This window comes from Microbispora sp. H13382, assembly GCF_014161445.1.
Taxonomy (GTDB): Bacteria; Actinomycetota; Actinomycetes; order Streptosporangiales; family Streptosporangiaceae; genus Microbispora.
Genome location: NZ_JABBXA010000004.1, coordinates 1 through 15,575, shown reverse-complemented (window position 1 = coordinate 15,575; position 15,575 = coordinate 1). Strand labels below are relative to the sequence as shown.

The window sequence follows — 15,575 nt, the reverse complement described above, 5'->3', positions numbered from 1 at the left end:
TCGTGGTTCTGTCAGGGCTGCGTGCCATACTCACCTGCGTGGTTGCACGTACGCCGCGAAAGGTGCTGATCGGGCGTTCTGCCGAGCTCGACCAGCTCGCGGGCGTGCTCGGCGCCGCCGCGGCCGGGCTCGCGGGGGTCGCCCTGGTGGGCGGCGACGCGGGGATCGGCAAGACCCGGATCGTCACCGAGCTGTGCGACCTCGCGCAGCGGCGGGGGTTCGTGACGCTCGTCGGCCAGTGCGCCGAGCTCGGCGACGCCCTGCCGTACCTGCCGCTGGCGGACGCCCTGCGCGGCGCCGCGGCCGATACCGGCGGGCCGGTCGCTCCGGCCGTCGCGGCCCGTCCCGCGCTGCGTCGCCTGCTGCCCGGCGACGAGGCGGGACCGATGGAAACCACCACCGGCGGGCTCGCCCAGCAGCGCCTGTTCGGATCGGTGCTCGACATGCTGTCGGAGGTGGCCGGGCGGCAGCCGGTCCTGTTCGTGTTCGAGGACCTGCACTGGGCCGATCGCTCGACCCGTGACCTGCTGGTCTTCCTCACCCGCATGCTGCAGCGCGAGCGGGTCTGCCTCGTCGGCACCTACCGTACGGACGACCTGCACCGGCGTCACCCGCTGCGCCCTGTCCTGGCCGAGCTGCGCCGGCTGCCGCTGGTCACCTCCGTCGAGCTGCCGCCGCTGGGCGACGACGAGATGGCGGAGTATCTCGCCGTCCTCGACCGGGACGGCGAGGCCGCCGCGGGACCGATGGCGGGACACGGCCTGACGACCGTGATCGAGCGTGCCGGGGGCAACCCGTTCTTCGCGGAGGAGCTGCTGGCGGCGGGCGCGGAACGGGCCCGGCTGCCCGGGACGCTCGCCGACCTGCTGCTGGCCCGGGTGGAGACCCTGTCGGACACCGCTCGCCAGGTGCTGCGCGTCGCCGCGGTGGCCGGTCGCCGCGTCGGCCACGACCTGCTGCGCGACGCGACCGGGCTGGGCGACCTGCCGCTGGAGGATGCGTTGCGCGAGATCGTCTCGCGGCGGCTGCTCACGGCGGGCAGCGACGGGTACGCGTTCCGGCACGCGCTCCTGCAGGAGGCCGTCTACGACGACCTGCTGCCGGGCGAGCGGACCCGGCTGCACACCACGTTCGCCACGCTGCTCGCCGAACGCGGCGGCTCCCCCGCCGAACTGGCCCATCACCATCTCGCCGGGCACGACCTGCCGGGCGCGCTGCGGGCGTCGGTGGAGGCCGGCCGGCTGGCCGCCGGGCTCGGCGCGCCGGCGGAGGCGCACCGGCACTTCGAACGGGTGCTGGAGGTCTGGGACCAGGTGCCGGAGGCCGACCGGCTGGCCGGGGAGAGCCGGGCGAGGATCGCGCTGGCCAGCGCCGCCGCGGCGGCCGCGGGCGGCGACTACCACCGGGCGGCGGAGCAGTTGCGGCGGCTGCGGCGCGAGGCGAGCGACCCGGTTCTGATCGCCGAGACCGGCGAGCGGCTGTCCTACTGTCTGGCGGACGCGGGCGGCGACGAGGCCGAGGCGATCACCGTGGCCCGGGAGGCCGTGGACATCGCGCCGCACAGCCCACTGCTGGCCAGGGCCCTGGCCACCTACGCCCGCGCCCTGTTCCGGGAGTACCGCTACGGCGAGGGGGCCGCGACGGCGTCCAGGGCGCTGGAGGTGGCACAGGCGACCGGCGCACACGACGCGGAGGCCAGTGCCCTCGTCACGCTCGCCCTGATCGAGGAGGAGTCGGCGAGCGGCGTCGAGCACACCGTCGACCTGCTCACACGCGCCACCCGCCGGCCTTCGGGCGACCTGTCCATCGACCTGCGGGCGCGCTTCAACCTCGCCCGCATCCACTACGAGAACGGCGCCCTCGCCGTGGCCGCCCGCATCACCGAGGACGGCGTACGGCTGGCCGGCGAGACCGGGCTCGCCTGGAGCACGTACGGCACCGACCTGCGTTTCCTGCACTACCTCGTGCACTACGCGGACGGCGACTGGGAGACGGCCGAACGGCTGGCCGGAGGGTTCGGCGTCCGGGTCGGCACCCTGGCGGAGGCCCGGCTGTCCTCGTTCGCCCTCTTCGTGGAGGTGGGCCGGGGACGCCCAGGCGCCGACGAAAGGCTGCGGTGGCTGACCCGGTTCTGGTCCGACGAACTGGTCGGCTACATGGCGCGCGGCATGGCGGCCGAGCAGGCCCTGTGGCGCGGCGACCCCCAGGCCGCGCTCGACCACGCCGGCGCGGTCATCGCCACGCTCGAGCCGTTCGATCCCGGGGTGATCCGCATCGCGGCCACCGGCCTGTGGGCGCTGGCCGACCTCGGCCGGACCGGCGAGCCCTGCGACGACCTGCTGCGCCGGGCGCGGTGGGCGGCGGAGAACGGGCCGAACGGCCCGCGCGCCCGGCTGGGGCCGGAGGGCGGTGCCTGGCTGGCCCGGGCGGAGGCCGAGTGGCACCGCGCCCACGGCACGGCGGACCCGGAGGTCTGGCGGCGCGCCACCGACGCCTTCGGCTTCGGCTTCGTGTACGAGGAGGCGCGGTCGCGGTGGCGGCTGGCCGAGAGCCTGCTGCGGGCGGGCGACCGCGCGGCGGCCCGCGCCGAGTGGGAGCACGCTGTGCGGGTCGCCGCCACGCTCGGAGCCAGGCCCTTCCTGGAGACGCTCAGGTCGGTCGGGGCGCGGGCGGGGTTCCCCGACCCCACCGCCACCGGCACCGCCACCGGCACGACGGCCGCCACGACCGACGGCCCGCCGACCCCCGCGCCGGGCCTGCCCGCCGCGGACGACGGGACCTCGGCGCCGGCCGCCACCACGGGCCGGGAACCGGGACGGCTGGCCGCGCTCACCGCGCGCGAGCGCGAGGTGCTGGCCCACGTCGCGGACGGCCTGGCCAACCGGGAGATCGGCGAGCGGCTGTTCATCTCCCAGAAGACGGTCAGCGTGCACGTCTCCAACATCCTGGCCAAGCTCGGCGTGACCAGCCGCACCCAGGCCGCCGCGGTCGCCCTGCAGGAGGGCCTGTCGCCGGGCACCGCGCGTGGAAATACTGTGTAATCGAGGCTCGGCACCAGCAACACTTCCGGAGGTCAGCGGTGGCTCGGCAGATCGTTTCCGTCGTCGCGGGTGAGGAGCTCTCTTCGGGCACGCCGTACGAGTCGGTGAACCCGGCGCGGCCCGCGGAGACCGTGGCGACCGTCCTGCTCGCGGACGCGGACGGCTTCGCCGGCGCGTGCCGCGCCGCGGCGGCGGCCCAGCGGGAGTGGGCACGCGTCCCCGCCCCCGTGCGCGGACGGGTGATCGCCTCGATCGGCCGCCTGGTCGAGGCCAACACCGAGGCGCTGGCCCGGCTGGTGACCGAGGAGATCGGCAAGCCGTACGCCGAGGCGCTGGGCGAGGTCCGCGAGATCGTCGACACCTGCGACTTCTTCCTGGGCGAGGGCCGCCGCCTCTACGGGCAGACCGTGCCGTCGGAGATGCCCGACAAGAGCCTGTTCACCTTCCGGGTGCCCGTCGGCGTGGCGGCGGTCGTGACGGCCGGCAACTTCCCGGTGGCCGTGCCCTCGTGGTATCTGGTTCCGGCGCTGCTGTGCGGCAACGCGGTGGTGTGGAAGCCCGCGGAGTACGCCGCGGCGTCCGCACACGCGCTCTACCGGCTGTTCGCGGCGGCCGGCCTCCCCGACGGCGTGCTCAACCTCGTCTTCGCCGGCGGCGACCAGACGTACGCGGGTCTCGACCGCGCGCTCGGCGAGGGCACCGTGCACAAGGTCGGCTTCACCGGGTCGAGCGCGGTCGGCCGGGCCGTCGGCGAGCTGTGCGGCCGGCACCTGCAGTCGCCCTGCCTGGAGCTCGGCGGCAAGAACCCGATGGTCGTGATGCCGGACGCCGACCTCGACCTCGCGGCCGAGGGCGCGTTGTTCTCCGGGTTCGGCACCGCCGGGCAGCGGTGCACCTCCCTCGGCACGGTCATCGTCCACGAGGACGTGCACGACGAGTTCCTGCGCCGGTTCGCCGCCGCCGTGCGCGACGCGAAGATCGGCGACCCGAACGGCGACGTCCTGTACGGCCCGCTGCTCGACCACAGGTTCGCCGAGCGGTACGAGGACTACCTGGGCTGGATCCAGCCGCACCACACCGTGCTGCCCGGCCCGGTCGGGCGGATGGACGGCGACGGCCTCTACTACCACCCGGTGGTCGTGGACGGCGTCCGCCCGGACGACCGGCTGTTCCTGGAGGAGACGTTCGGCCCGATCGTGGGCGTGACGACGTTCTCCACCCTCGACGAGGCGATCGACCTGGCCAACCGGCCGGGATACGGCCTGTCGTCGTCCATCTACACCACCGACCCGAAGGCGGTGTTCCGCTTCCGCGAGGGCGTGTCGGCCGGGATGGTCAGCGTCAACAACTCCACCTCCGGCGCGGAGGCCCATCTGCCGTTCGGCGGGAACGGCAAGTCGGGCAACGGCAGCAGGCAGAGCGGCATGTGGGTGCTCGACCAGTTCACCCGCTGGCAGGCGATGAACTGGGACTACTCGGGCCGCCTGCAGAAGGCCCAGATAGACGTGGCGGAGATCACGCCGGATCTGGGCTTCCGGCTCTGACGCCGGGGGACCGCCGCGCGGCGTTCGACGGCCCGTGGTCCCGAACGCGCGGGCACGCCGCCCAGGTGAACGCATCGGACGGCGTGCCTCGGTCACCGGAGGATCGGCTCCGGCAGCGGGGGTCGCGTCACGTGCCCGGACGTTCCCCGCTCACCCTCAGTCGCCGTGGGGGTCGCAGGGGAAGCTCGCCGCTCCGGCGGCCATCTTGATGCCGCCCAGCAGGTGCTTCAGGAACAGCGGGTCGCTGAAGGACTCCTTGGTGTGGCCCATGCCCGTGTACCAGGAGCGCCCGCCGTCGTACCTGTGGCACCAGGCGATCGGGTGGTCGCCCATGGCGCCGGAGCCGGGGTTGTAGGACGTCTCGTCGAGTTCGGCGAGCACGCGCACTCCGGCGTCCCGGGGGTTGCCGCGGAAGTTGTACCACTCGTCCCAGCGGTTCCAGCGGTTCGGCAGCCCGCGGTTGGACGCCGCGCCCTGGCCCACCATCTTCACCGTGGCGTTCTGCTGCGCCGGATGGTTGCGGAAGTAGGAGCCGACGAGGCCGCCGTACCAGCTCCAGGTGTAGCCCGAGTCGGAGGCGGCGTGCACGCCGGCGAATCCTCCGCCGTTGCGGATGTAGCGCTCGAACGACGCCTTCTGCTCGGGCTGGCTCACCGGGTCGCCGGTGGTGGACAGGAAGACGACGGCCTGGTACTTGGCGAGGTTCGCGTCGGTGAACGCGTTCGCGTCCTCCGTCGCGTCCACCGCGAAGCCGTTCTCCTCGCCGAGCTTCTGGATCGCCGCGACACCGGCGGGGATCGAGTCGTGCCGGAAAGCGGCGGTCTTGGAGAAGACGAGCACGCGGAACGCGGAATCGTCCGCGGGAGCCGCGAGCGCGCTGGTGCCGGCGAAGGCCGGCGCGACGATCGCGGACAGCGCCGCCAGAGCGAGCAGTCGCTTACGTGACATGGTGACAGTCCTCCATCTCGTACGTCACGGAACCACGGGCCCACTGGGGGGTGGTGGGCCCGCGGTTCCGTGACGGAAGGCAGAGGCCAGCACCGCCGAAACGGTCTTCATGGCCTCAAGTGGGCGCCAAATTACCTTCTTTAGTCAACATATGGAAGAAGTTGCAGACAAGTTTCAAGAACTTTCGCTTGCGGTAGGACAAAGTCGTGACCGCATCAGAGCTTCCGCCGGACGGGCCGCTGCGACGCGCTTCACCAGGCCGGGAACACGCCGATCCCCGGCGGGCTGTGGCCCGCCGGGGATCGGATCGGTGACCTACGCCTCCGGCCCTCGGCGGCCGTCGTAGCCGAGCAGCCGCATCGCGACCTCGGGGTCCATGGCGGCCGCGAGCAGCTGGGCCCGGTCCGCCGCCCGGTCCCTGGCCTCCTCGGCCCGCCGCCGCCCCGCCTGATGGGAGCGGACCAGCAGGACCGCGACCGCGATGCCGCCGATCACCGCCACCAGCGCGACGGCCAGCAGCACGGCCGTGCCGGCGGGCACGCCGCCGACCGCGGCCGCCCCTGCGGCTCCCTGCGGCGGGGCGAGGAGCAGCGCCCCCAGCAGCACGAACAGCACCACCGCCACGACGACTCCGACGACCGCCCACAGCGCGCCGTTCGACCGGCGGGCCGACGCGGCGGGCAGCGGGTCGAACAGCGCCCCCGAGGGGAGCGGCGGCGGCGTGCCGTGCCACGGCACGAAGTCCGGCGCCGCCGACTGGGCCGCCGGGGCGTGCCCGTTGCCGCCGGCCATGCCGTTCGGCGGAGGGGCGACCAGCACCGGCGCGGCGCCGCCGGAGGACGCCACGACCGACGCCTCGATCACCCGCGTCCGCGGCAGCGGAAGCTCGACCGGGACCTCGCTGTGCGCCTTGTGGGCCGCCACCGCGGCCGTGTGGTACGCCTCGATCTCCTCGTAGAACTCGTCGGAGGTGTAGACGATGCCGTCGATCAGCGGGCCCATCCTGCCCTCGATGACCGCGACCACGTCGTCGCCGTTGAGCGTCTTGTGCTGTTCCAGCGCGTGCGCGACCGACAGCACCTCGCGGCGGTTTTCCCGCAGCAGCTCGGCCGTCTTCTCCAGCAGCCTGCTGAGGTTGAACTCGATCCGCTCGGGGAGCATGTCGGGCACCATCTCGTCGCGCCGGCCCGCAGGCGTGCCGGTGAAACCGATGCCGCCGCCCCCGGGCTGCGGCTGGGCCGCCTTGCCCTCGCGCAGGCCGAGCTCCTGCAGCGCGGGCAGCGAGGCGACCCCGATGCCCATGCCCCAGTGGGCCTCCATCAGGCCGGTGATCGCGGTCGCGCTCTGCAGGTCGCCGGAGACGCCGGAGGAGTTGTCCTCGCCGAAGAACATCCGCTCCCCCGCCAGCGAGGCGAGCGACACCATGATGTCGGCCTCGTACTCCGACTTCCACCGGGTGAACTGGTCCTCCGGCTTGATGCTGGCCACCATGCCGAGATAGTCGGCGCCCTTCTCGATCGTCGCCAGGTCGATCTCCAGGTGGTGGCGGGTGCGGTAGGCGGCGACCGCGTGGCACGCCTCGTGCACCGCGACCGCGTGCCGTTCGCGCTCGATGTACTCGACGTCCTCGGGCGGCCCGAGCTGCTTGAGCCGCTTGGCCCGCATGACGTCCGACCAGGTGATGGTCTCCCGGCCGTCCCGGATCGCGGTGATCAGCGACTCGTTGACCAGGTCTTTGATCGTCGCACCGGTGGCGTACGGCGTGATCGTCGCGAGCTTGTCGATCTGCTCGCCGGTGAGGTCGTGGCTGACCTTGTCGAAGTAGCCCTTGTAGGTGCGGATCCGGCCCGCCTTCGAGGGGTAGCCGACCTTGTAGATGCGGTCGATGCGGCCGGGCCGCAGCAGCGCCTCGTCCAGGGCCTCGGGCAGGTTGGTGGCCATCATGATGAGGATGCGGTACTTCGGCGGCGGCTTGGGCCGCATGCCGAGCAGCCTGCGCACGTAGCGGTTGACGAAGCCGCGCGGTTTCTTCAGGCCGCTGATCTCGGTGAGCAGCGCCTCCAGCGTGCCCATCCCGCCACCGCCGCCCATGCCCCCGCCGTACATCAGGCGGTTGACGAAGGCGCCGGTGCGCGGCATCCGCGCGGGCTCGGCCTCGGGCGCCGGGCCCGCGGCGTGACGGCCGAGCACGGTGCGGGTGTGCGGGTCGAGGTAGGCGAAGCCGTTGCACCCCGAGTTCACGAACGGCGCGGGCACGGAGCGGCCCCAGCCGCCCGGACCGCCCTGCGCGAGCGCGCCGCGGTTGCCGAGCGAGTCGGCCTCGTCGAAGAAGACGATGACGCCGCCGTACCGCAGGGCCAGTTTGCGCAGCTTGCGGAACAGCGACTTCACCTTGAGGACGCCGACGCCGAAGAACATGTTGATGAACGCGCCCGGGTCCACGAACACGTACGGCTTGCCGGTGGAGCCCGCGACCGCCTCGGCCATCAGCGTCTTGCCGGTGCCGGGCGGACCCCACAGCAGGATGCCGCTGGGCACGTAGCCGCCCCTGGCCTCGATCTCGTCCGGCTTCTCCAGGAAGACGATGTTCTCCTTGACCCGCTCGACGACGTGGTCCTGGCCCCAGACGTCCGAGAAACGCGTCTTGATGTCGTCGGGGTAGTAGACGTCGACGCCGCCCCGCGACAGGAACCAGAAGATCGCCACGAACTGCCCCACGGCGACCACCATGATCAGCATGAGCTGCAGGACCATGGGAAGGAAGCCCCACACGGTGGCCGGTACGGCGAACAGCGCCTCGAGCGGCGAGACCTGCTGCACCTTGCCCAGCACCAGCGCGACGACCGCGATCCAGACGAACCATTTGATCGCGCGGGAGATGCGGTAGCGGTTCCAGTCGCTGAACCTGCGGTGGGTCCAGCGGTTCCAGCCGCCGAAGACCTTCCGGGTCCAGAACCGGTGGTAGCCGGCCGACCGCTCGCTGATCAGGAAGTGGATCTGCCGGAGCACCTCGACGCCCGCCAGCCACAGGACCCAGGAGGCGTTCGCCACCGTACGGACGACCGCGTCGTACAGCGAGATGATCCCGGGGAACGTCGCGATCTCGTTCCACACCAGGACGCCGAACGCGACGGCGAGCAGGATCAGGAACTTGGTCCGGTCCCACATCGGGAGGCGTTTCCTGGTGAGGGGGTCGCGGTCCACCGGACCCGACCCCGGTTCGCGAAGCCCCTCGTGGTGCTTCGGAGGGAGGGCCGTGCTCATGTGAGGGGCTCCTTCACGGATTGATGAGGTGCTTGACCTTGAAGGACTTGACGACGGTGTCGATCTCGGCGGCCCGCTGGCGGTAGCACGCGGGCGAGCAGCGGATCAGGAGAGTGGAGACCGTCGTCCCGTCGGCGGACAGGTAGGCGGTCTCGTCGAAGGTCTGCACCGGGCCCCCCAGCAGCCGGTAGTTGAACACGCTGCGCACCCCGCGCACGCCGTCCGATACGGGCAAGACCTCGTCGGCCAGCAACTCGAAGCCCTTGTAGGCCGTGGCCTCCTCCATCTTCTTGCGCGTCTCCTGCGGCACGGCCACGTAGAGCCCGGCGGAGTTGCGGAGCTGGTTGAGCGACACCGCGTTCTGCGCGTCCTCCGTGAGCTTCTCCACTTTGGCGAAGACGAACGGCTGGTCGTCGGCTCCGGGCGACCCGTGCAGCAGATGCCCCGCTGCCGGCTGCGAGTGGGCGTCGAACGCCGTCGTCCACACCAGCTGTTTCTGCACCTGCGCGGCGGCCGACTCCGTCTCGCCGTAGACCGCCTCGTCGAGCGTCTTCTGGTCGATCTGCCGCCACGACGCCGGGACCTTGAAATAGGTGCCGCCCGAGTCGTCGCGGACGTACGTGTATTCGGGGCCGGCACAGCCGGACAGCAAGGAGGCGGCCATCGCCGCCCCCACGACCGTGCCCACCGCCCCGGCCCTTACCCGCGGTTTTTCCACCAGGGCCCAACCTCCGCTTTTGCGGGTCTACGAGGTAGTAGTGCCCGTTTTCCACCTGTACATCTCACGGTAAGTCGGCGACGCGCCATAAAACTAGACCGAATCTTTTCCGAATTCTGATTCCTCTCGTTACATGGAGGTAACGCGACTGCCGGTCGCCCGCGGCACCGGACCGGCGGCGGCGACGGACTCCTGCTTTCTGGCGATACCCAGCGGACGACCACCGGAAGCGCACGCGGCACGTCGAACAGCCGTGCCGGATGGGCCGACGATGTAACGCCTGACTGCCTCGAACACGACAACTTGATGCATGACGTCAGGAATCGCCGTGGGAGGGGCTGGAGGACATGAAGCAGGTCTACGAAGAGGACGGCACCGGCGAGGGGCCGGACGGCTTCTTCGGTTCGACGGCGGAGCGCATGTTCTCCGAGGTGTGGTCCCGGCAGGTCCTCACGGTCAGGGAACGGCGGTTGCTGCTGCTCGGCCTGCTCGTCGGCCAGGACATGGACGACATGCTCGCACTGCATCTCGACACCGCCCTGCGCTCGGGCGAACTGACCCCGGCCGAGCTGCGCGAGACGGTCGTGTTCCTCACCCTGTACGCCGGGTGGCCCCGCGCCGCCCGCCTGAGCGCGCAGGTCGAGGAGCTGATCAGCCGCACCGCCGAGCTGTGACCCCGCTACGGAGCCGGACGAGTCGACCCGTGCGGTGGGTACGCTGCCGTCATGCCCACCGCACTCATCACCGGCGCGACCGCCGGCATCGGCGCCGCCTTCGCGCGCCGTCTGGCCGCCGACGGCTTCTCCCTGGTCCTGCTGGCCCGCGACGAGGAGCGGCTCGCCGCCTCCGCCGAGGCCCTGCACAAGCGGTACGGCGTGCCGGTCGAGCCGCTGCGCGCCGATCTCACCACCGAGGAGGGCATGACGGCGGCCGAGGAGCGGCTGCGCTCCGGGATCGACCTGCTGGTCAACAACGCCGGGTTCGGACACCACGGCGGCTTCCTGGACACTCCCGTGGAGGACGAGGTCCGGATGCTGCGGCTGCACTGCGAGGCGGTGCTGCGGCTGACCCGGGCGGCCCTGCCGTACATGATCTCCAAGGGGCGGGGCGGGGTCGTCAACGTGGCCTCGGTCGCGGCGTTCCTGCCTGGCGGCACCTACAGCGCTTCCAAGGCATGGGTGGTGAACTACAGCGCCTCGGCGGCCAACACGGTCGCCCGGCACGGCGTGCGGGTGATGGCGCTGTGCCCGGGATTCGTGCGGACCGAGTTCCACGACCGGGCCGAGCTCGACATGTCCGGCCTGCCGCGCTTCGCGTGGCTGTCGGCCGACCGCGTCGCCGCCGGCGCCATGCGCGACCTGGCCCGCGGGGCCTGGGTGAGCGTCCCGTCGGCCCGCTACAAGGCGGTCGCGGCGCTGGCCAGGCTCCTGCCGCTCAACCTGGTCGGCCGCATGGCGAAGTTGCGCTATCGCTGACTCACAGGCGCTCGACGTTCGGCCCGCGGCAGCGGCCCCGGGTGTCGAAGACGAACCGGCTCGCCCGCTGGACCAGGTCGTAGTCGTAGCAGTCCTGCCCGCCGAGCACGACGACCGCGTCCGCCCGCGCCAGCTCGGCGGCGTCCGGCTCGACGACCTCGACCCCGGCCGGTACGACGAGGTCGTGGGCGCCCCAGTCCGCGGCCCGGGGGTCGGCGGCCCGCACCCGGGCGCCCAGCCGGCACAGCGTCTTGGCGACCTCGACCGGCGACAGCCCGAGCAGCAGGATCCGGCTGCCCCTGATCGAGCGGCACCTGCGGTTGAGCGCGAGACACAGCCGGTCCACGACCTGGGCCGGCATGTGCGCGTTGACGTCGTTGGCCGCCTCCACCAGGCGGAAGGTCCGTCCCACCCCGCGCCGGATCCCCCACGGCAGGTACGCCATGTCGAGCGGCAGGCAGGGGTCCTCACCTCCGGGGCCGGGCGTCGCGGCGGCATGCGCGAAGGGCGTGGTGGCGGAGGCCTCGACCGCCTCCCACACGTCGACGCCGAGGTGAGCGGCGAAGATCGACAGCTCGTTCGCCAGGGCCGCGTCGACGTGCGCGCGGGCGCTCTCCAGCAGGGCGCACAGCTCGGACACCCGGGGCGAGGAGACCGGGACGGTCTCCCGCACCAGCCGGCCGTAGAAGTCCGTCACCGCCCGCAGCGAGGCGGCGTCGATGCCCGAGACGACCTTGGGCGTGTTGCCGAGCCGCCAGCGCGGGTTGCCCGGCGCGGCCCGGTGCGGGCTGTGGCCGAGGTGGAAGTCGTCCCCCGCGCACAGCCCCGATCCGTGTTCGAGCAGGGGCCGTACGAACTCCTCCGTGGTGCCGGGGTAGGCGACGCCCTCCAGCACCACCGTCGCCCCCGGCCGCAGGAACGGGGCCACCCGGCCGGCGGCCGCGCCGAGCGGGCCGAGGTCGGGGGCGCCGTTCCGCATCCGCACGGGCGAGGTGAGCACACAGACGTCGAAGCCGGACGCGTCGGCCGCGTCGGTGCCGGCCGCGTACCGGCCGGAGGCGTGCGCGGCGGCCAGCGCGCCCGCGCCGACTCCCTCGACGCAGGGCTCCCCCGCGTTCAGCCGCTTGACCCGCCACTCGTCCTCGTCGAGGCCGACGACGCGGAACCCGGCCTCCACGGCACGCATCGCCAGGGGCAGCCCGGCGCCGTCCTGGCCCACGACCACCAGCTTCTCCGCCACGCTACGACTGTAGGAGCGACCCCGCCGTCATCCCGGAATTGGCGGACGGGACCGCTTTAAGGCTTGGGTACGGATAGGGAAAAGTCTCTTCCGGCGGCGTCCGGGCACCCCGTCGGGGGTGGGACCAGGGGCTAGCTTCTCCACATGATCAGGGAGGAGCCAGCATGAAACCGGACGACCGGATTCGTGTCATGGAGATAATCGCCCGGATGAACGTGAGCGGTCCCGCCACCCAGGTCACCGGGCTGTGCGAGCGGCTCAGCGCGGTGGAGTTCGACCACCGTCTGTACACCGGATACGTCGACGGCGGCGAAGGCGACCACCTGCAGCTTCGCGACGTGACGATCCCGGTCCACCGGGTGCCGGGCCTCGGCCGCGCGATCAAGCCGGCCGACGACTACCGGGCTCTGTTCCGGCTGGCCAACGCGATGCGCGAGTTCAGGCCGCACATCGTGCACACCAGGACCACCAAGGCGGGCACGCTCGGCCGCCTCGCGGTGCGGCTGTCGGGTGTCGGCGCGGCACGGGTGCACAGCTACCACGGCCACCTCCTCGACGGGCAGTTGTCCCGTCCCCGGCGGGCCGTCTACCTCCGTATCGAGCGCCGGCTGGCAAAAATGACCGACCGTCTCGTCACGGTCGGCGCCCGGGTGCGCGACGACCTCCTCGCCGCCGGTGTCGGCCGGCCCGAGCAGTACGTCGTGATCCCGCCCGGCGCCGGACTCGGCCCGCTTCCCGAGCGCGCGCAGGCCCGCGCCGCGCTGGGCGTCCCGCTCGACGCGCCGGTCGTGGCGTACGTGGGGCGGCTGAAGAAGGCCAAGCGGCCCGACCGGCTCGCGGAGGTGGCCAGGGCGGTCCTCGCCCGGCTGCCCGGCGCCCGGTTCCTCGTCTGCGGCAGCGGCGAACTGAAGGAGGAGGTGGAGCGGGCCGTCATGCCGATGTGGGACTCCTTCCGGCTGCTCGGGTGGCGCCGGGACGTCGAGACCGTGTACGCCGCGTCCGACGTGGTGCTGCTCACCTCCGACAGTGAGGGCACGCCGCTCGCGCTCGTGGAGGCCGGCATGGCGGGCCTGCCGGTGGTGGCCACCCGGGTCGGCAGCGTCCCCGAGGTCGTCATGGACCGCCGCACCGGGTTCCTGACCGAACCCGACGCGGACGAGATGGCCGACCACGTCGTACGGCTGCTCGTGGATCCCGGCCTGGCGCGGCGGATGGGCGAGTCGGCCCGCGCGTGGACCGCGCGCGCTTTCTGCGTGGACCGGCTGGTGGCCGACACCGAGGCCCTCTACCGCGCGCTGCGCGGCGCGACGCGGTCGGAGGTGGGGAGCCTTTGACGCCCGTTCCCGCACCGACGTCCATTCCAGCACTGGCATCCATTCCGGCACTGACATCCATTCCAGCACTGGCGTCCATTCCGGCACCGACGTCCATTCCAGCACTGGCGCCCGTGCTCGCGGGAGCCGCCGCCTGCCTGCTCGCCACCGTGGGGCTGCGCCCGGTCCGCCGTACGGTCCCCTACCTGGGCGGGGTGACGCTGGCGGCGGCCACGGCGGGCGCCGCGACGGCGGTCCTCGGCCTGCCGGACCGGCGGGTGAGCGCGGTCCTGCTGGCCGCCGCGGCGGTGGCGCTGCTCGGCCTCATCGCGGACGTCGGCAGCCTGCCACTCGCCACCCGGCTCATCGTGGAGTCGGTGGCGGCGGGCGGGGTCGTGCTGTGCGGCGTGCAGGTGACGCTGACGGGCGACTGGCTCGACGGGCCGGTCAGCGTCATGTGGATCGTCGCGATGACCAACGCGTACGGGCTGCTCGACCGGCTCGGCGGCGCACTGGCCGCGGTCGCCGCCGTCACCGGCGCGTTCCTCGCCGGGACGGCGCTCGTGCTGGGCGACCCGTTCCTCGCGGTGCTCGCGGCCGCCCCGGCCGGGGCGTTCCTCGGCGCCCTCCCGTACGGCAGGGCGCGGGGCAGAGTCCGGCTCGGGCCGTCCGGCTCGCTGTTCGCCGGGTTCGTCCTGACCTGCGCGGCCGCCGCGCTGACGGCCGGGCGGGGCACCGCCGTGATCGCGGCCGGGCTGCTGCTGCCGGCGCTGGCGGCCGTGGTGGGGGCCGGGGCGTACGCCGCCCGCCGGCCGCGGCGGTCCGGGCAGGCCCGGAAGGCCGCGCCCGCCCTGTGCGGCGTCTCGGCCGGCACCGGGACGGCCGGGCTCGCGGTCGCGCTCGGCTGGGTGCCCGCGGGGGCCGCGGCCGCGGTCACCGCCGCGACGGCCGCCGCGTTCCTCTCCCATGCGTGCCTGCGGCGCGGCCGCTTCCACGCGTTCCACACGCGCCGCCTCCGGGGCGACGGCTTCCCCGCGCGCTACCGGCGCGACGAGGTCATGCGCGGAAGGCCGGTGGGGGCCTCCGCCGGGGCGCCGTCCGGTGACGAACGACAGCGCGGGCGCGTACCGCGCCCGCGCTCCGCCGGAAATCCCCCGCCGCCCTACGTACGCCGGGGGTGACCGGGATCAGCGGCCGATGTTGGCCTCGTGGCCGATGGACAGGCCCGAGTCGACGTCGAAGAAGTGCAGGTTGTGCGTGTCGACGACCAGCTCGATCTCCTGGCCGGGACGGACGTGGCTGCGGGCGTTGACACGCGCGGTCCACAGCGACTTGTCGCCGGCCAGCGGCAGCGTCGTCTCCTCGTCGTCCCCGTCGTGGGCGGCGGCCACGGTGTCCTTGTGCTCGACCGGCGGGGCGTCGATCGTGAACAGGACGTTGATCTCCGAGCCCAGCTCCTCGGTGACGTTGGCGCGGACCGGGATGCGCACCCACCCGGCGCTGTTGCCGCTGGCCGAACCGGCGTCCTCGAAGTCGGAGGGCCGGATGCCGAGGATGATCTTGCGGCCGATGTAGCGGTCGAGGCCCGGCTTCTCCGCGAAGGTCGAGTCCGGGACGGGGAGGCGGTAGCCGGCGAACGCCACGGCCGCGCCGCCGTTGTCGCGGATCAGCTCGGCGTAGGTGAAGTTCATGGCCGGGGAGCCCATGAAGCCGGCGACGAACAGGTTGACCGGGTCGTCGAACAGGTTCTGCGGGGTGTCCACCTGCTGGAGGACGCCGTCGCGCAGGACGCAGACGCGGTCGCCGAGGGTCATGGCCTCGACCTGGTCGTGGGTGACGTACACGGTGGTGACGCCGAGGCGCTCGTGGAGCTGGTTCAGCGAGGCGCGCATCGAGACGCGGAGCTTGGCGTCCAGGTTGGACAGCGGCTCGTCCATGAGGAAGGCCTGGGGCTCGCGGACGATGGCGCGGCCCATCGCGACACGCTGGCGCTGACCACCGGACAGGGCGGCCGGCTTGCGCTTGAGGTACT

11 protein-coding genes are annotated in these 15,575 nt (G+C 72.9%); 6 read left to right on the top strand and 5 right to left on the bottom strand.

Annotated elements, in window-relative coordinates; translation table 11 throughout:
• The first annotated feature begins 38 nt into the window (after positions 1 to 38).
• Positions 39 to 3,041, top strand: coding sequence for an AAA family ATPase (locus HHX41_RS41675; protein ID WP_310741901.1), 3,003 nt, complete (start codon positions 39 to 41; stop codon positions 3,039 to 3,041).
• Positions 3,042 to 3,079: 38 nt separating this feature from the next.
• Complete coding sequence (locus tag HHX41_RS09935) at positions 3,080 to 4,585, top strand: aldehyde dehydrogenase family protein (RefSeq protein WP_182905711.1); 1,506 nt, start codon at positions 3,080 to 3,082, stop codon at positions 4,583 to 4,585.
• 156 nt (positions 4,586 to 4,741) lie between these two features.
• Here the strand turns inward: HHX41_RS09935 and HHX41_RS09930 are convergent, their stop codons facing one another.
• The 3 genes from HHX41_RS09930 to HHX41_RS09920 form a co-directional block, all read right to left on the bottom strand.
• Positions 4,742 to 5,533, bottom strand: a complete 792-nt coding sequence (locus HHX41_RS09930; RefSeq protein WP_182905710.1) for a ThuA domain-containing protein — start codon at positions 5,531 to 5,533, stop codon at positions 4,742 to 4,744.
• Between the two features lie 315 nt (positions 5,534 to 5,848).
• The gene (locus HHX41_RS09925; protein WP_182905709.1) at positions 5,849 to 8,797 is read right to left on the bottom strand and encodes an AAA family ATPase; all 2,949 of its coding nucleotides are present in this window, start codon (positions 8,795 to 8,797) and stop codon (positions 5,849 to 5,851) included.
• 13 nt (positions 8,798 to 8,810) lie between these two features.
• Positions 8,811 to 9,515 (bottom strand): hypothetical protein, encoded by a 705-nt coding sequence (locus tag HHX41_RS09920; RefSeq protein WP_182905708.1) that lies wholly within the window; start codon positions 9,513 to 9,515, stop codon positions 8,811 to 8,813.
• A gap of 347 nt (positions 9,516 to 9,862) precedes the next feature.
• On the opposite strand from HHX41_RS09920, the gene HHX41_RS09915 reads away from it, so the two are divergent.
• Together HHX41_RS09915 and HHX41_RS09910 are read left to right on the top strand one after the other, a co-directional pair.
• A complete protein-coding gene (locus HHX41_RS09915) occupies positions 9,863 to 10,189 on the top strand; it encodes a carboxymuconolactone decarboxylase family protein (protein WP_182905707.1) in 327 nt (108 codons plus the stop codon).
• Between the two features lie 51 nt (positions 10,190 to 10,240).
• The gene (locus HHX41_RS09910; protein ID WP_182905706.1) at positions 10,241 to 10,990 is read left to right on the top strand and encodes an SDR family oxidoreductase; all 750 of its coding nucleotides are present in this window, start codon (positions 10,241 to 10,243) and stop codon (positions 10,988 to 10,990) included.
• A gap of 1 nt (position 10,991) precedes the next feature.
• Here the strand turns inward: HHX41_RS09910 and HHX41_RS09905 are convergent, their stop codons facing one another.
• The gene (locus HHX41_RS09905; RefSeq protein WP_182905705.1) at positions 10,992 to 12,230 is read right to left on the bottom strand and encodes a nucleotide sugar dehydrogenase; all 1,239 of its coding nucleotides are present in this window, start codon (positions 12,228 to 12,230) and stop codon (positions 10,992 to 10,994) included.
• Positions 12,231 to 12,394: 164 nt separating this feature from the next.
• Between HHX41_RS09905 and HHX41_RS09900 the strand changes: the two genes are divergently transcribed.
• Positions 12,395 to 13,564: a glycosyltransferase gene (locus HHX41_RS09900; RefSeq protein ID WP_169980436.1), complete on the top strand. Its 1,170-nt coding sequence runs from the start codon at positions 12,395 to 12,397 to the stop codon at positions 13,562 to 13,564.
• A gap of 113 nt (positions 13,565 to 13,677) precedes the next feature.
• Positions 13,678 to 14,724: a hypothetical protein gene (locus HHX41_RS09890; RefSeq protein ID WP_182905704.1), complete on the top strand. Its 1,047-nt coding sequence runs from the start codon at positions 13,678 to 13,680 to the stop codon at positions 14,722 to 14,724.
• A 6-nt stretch (positions 14,725 to 14,730) separates the two neighbouring features.
• Here HHX41_RS09890 and HHX41_RS09885 read toward each other — a convergent pair.
• On the bottom strand, positions 14,731 to 15,575 hold an 845-nt coding region (locus tag HHX41_RS09885), incomplete at its 5' end, for an ABC transporter ATP-binding protein (protein WP_182905703.1).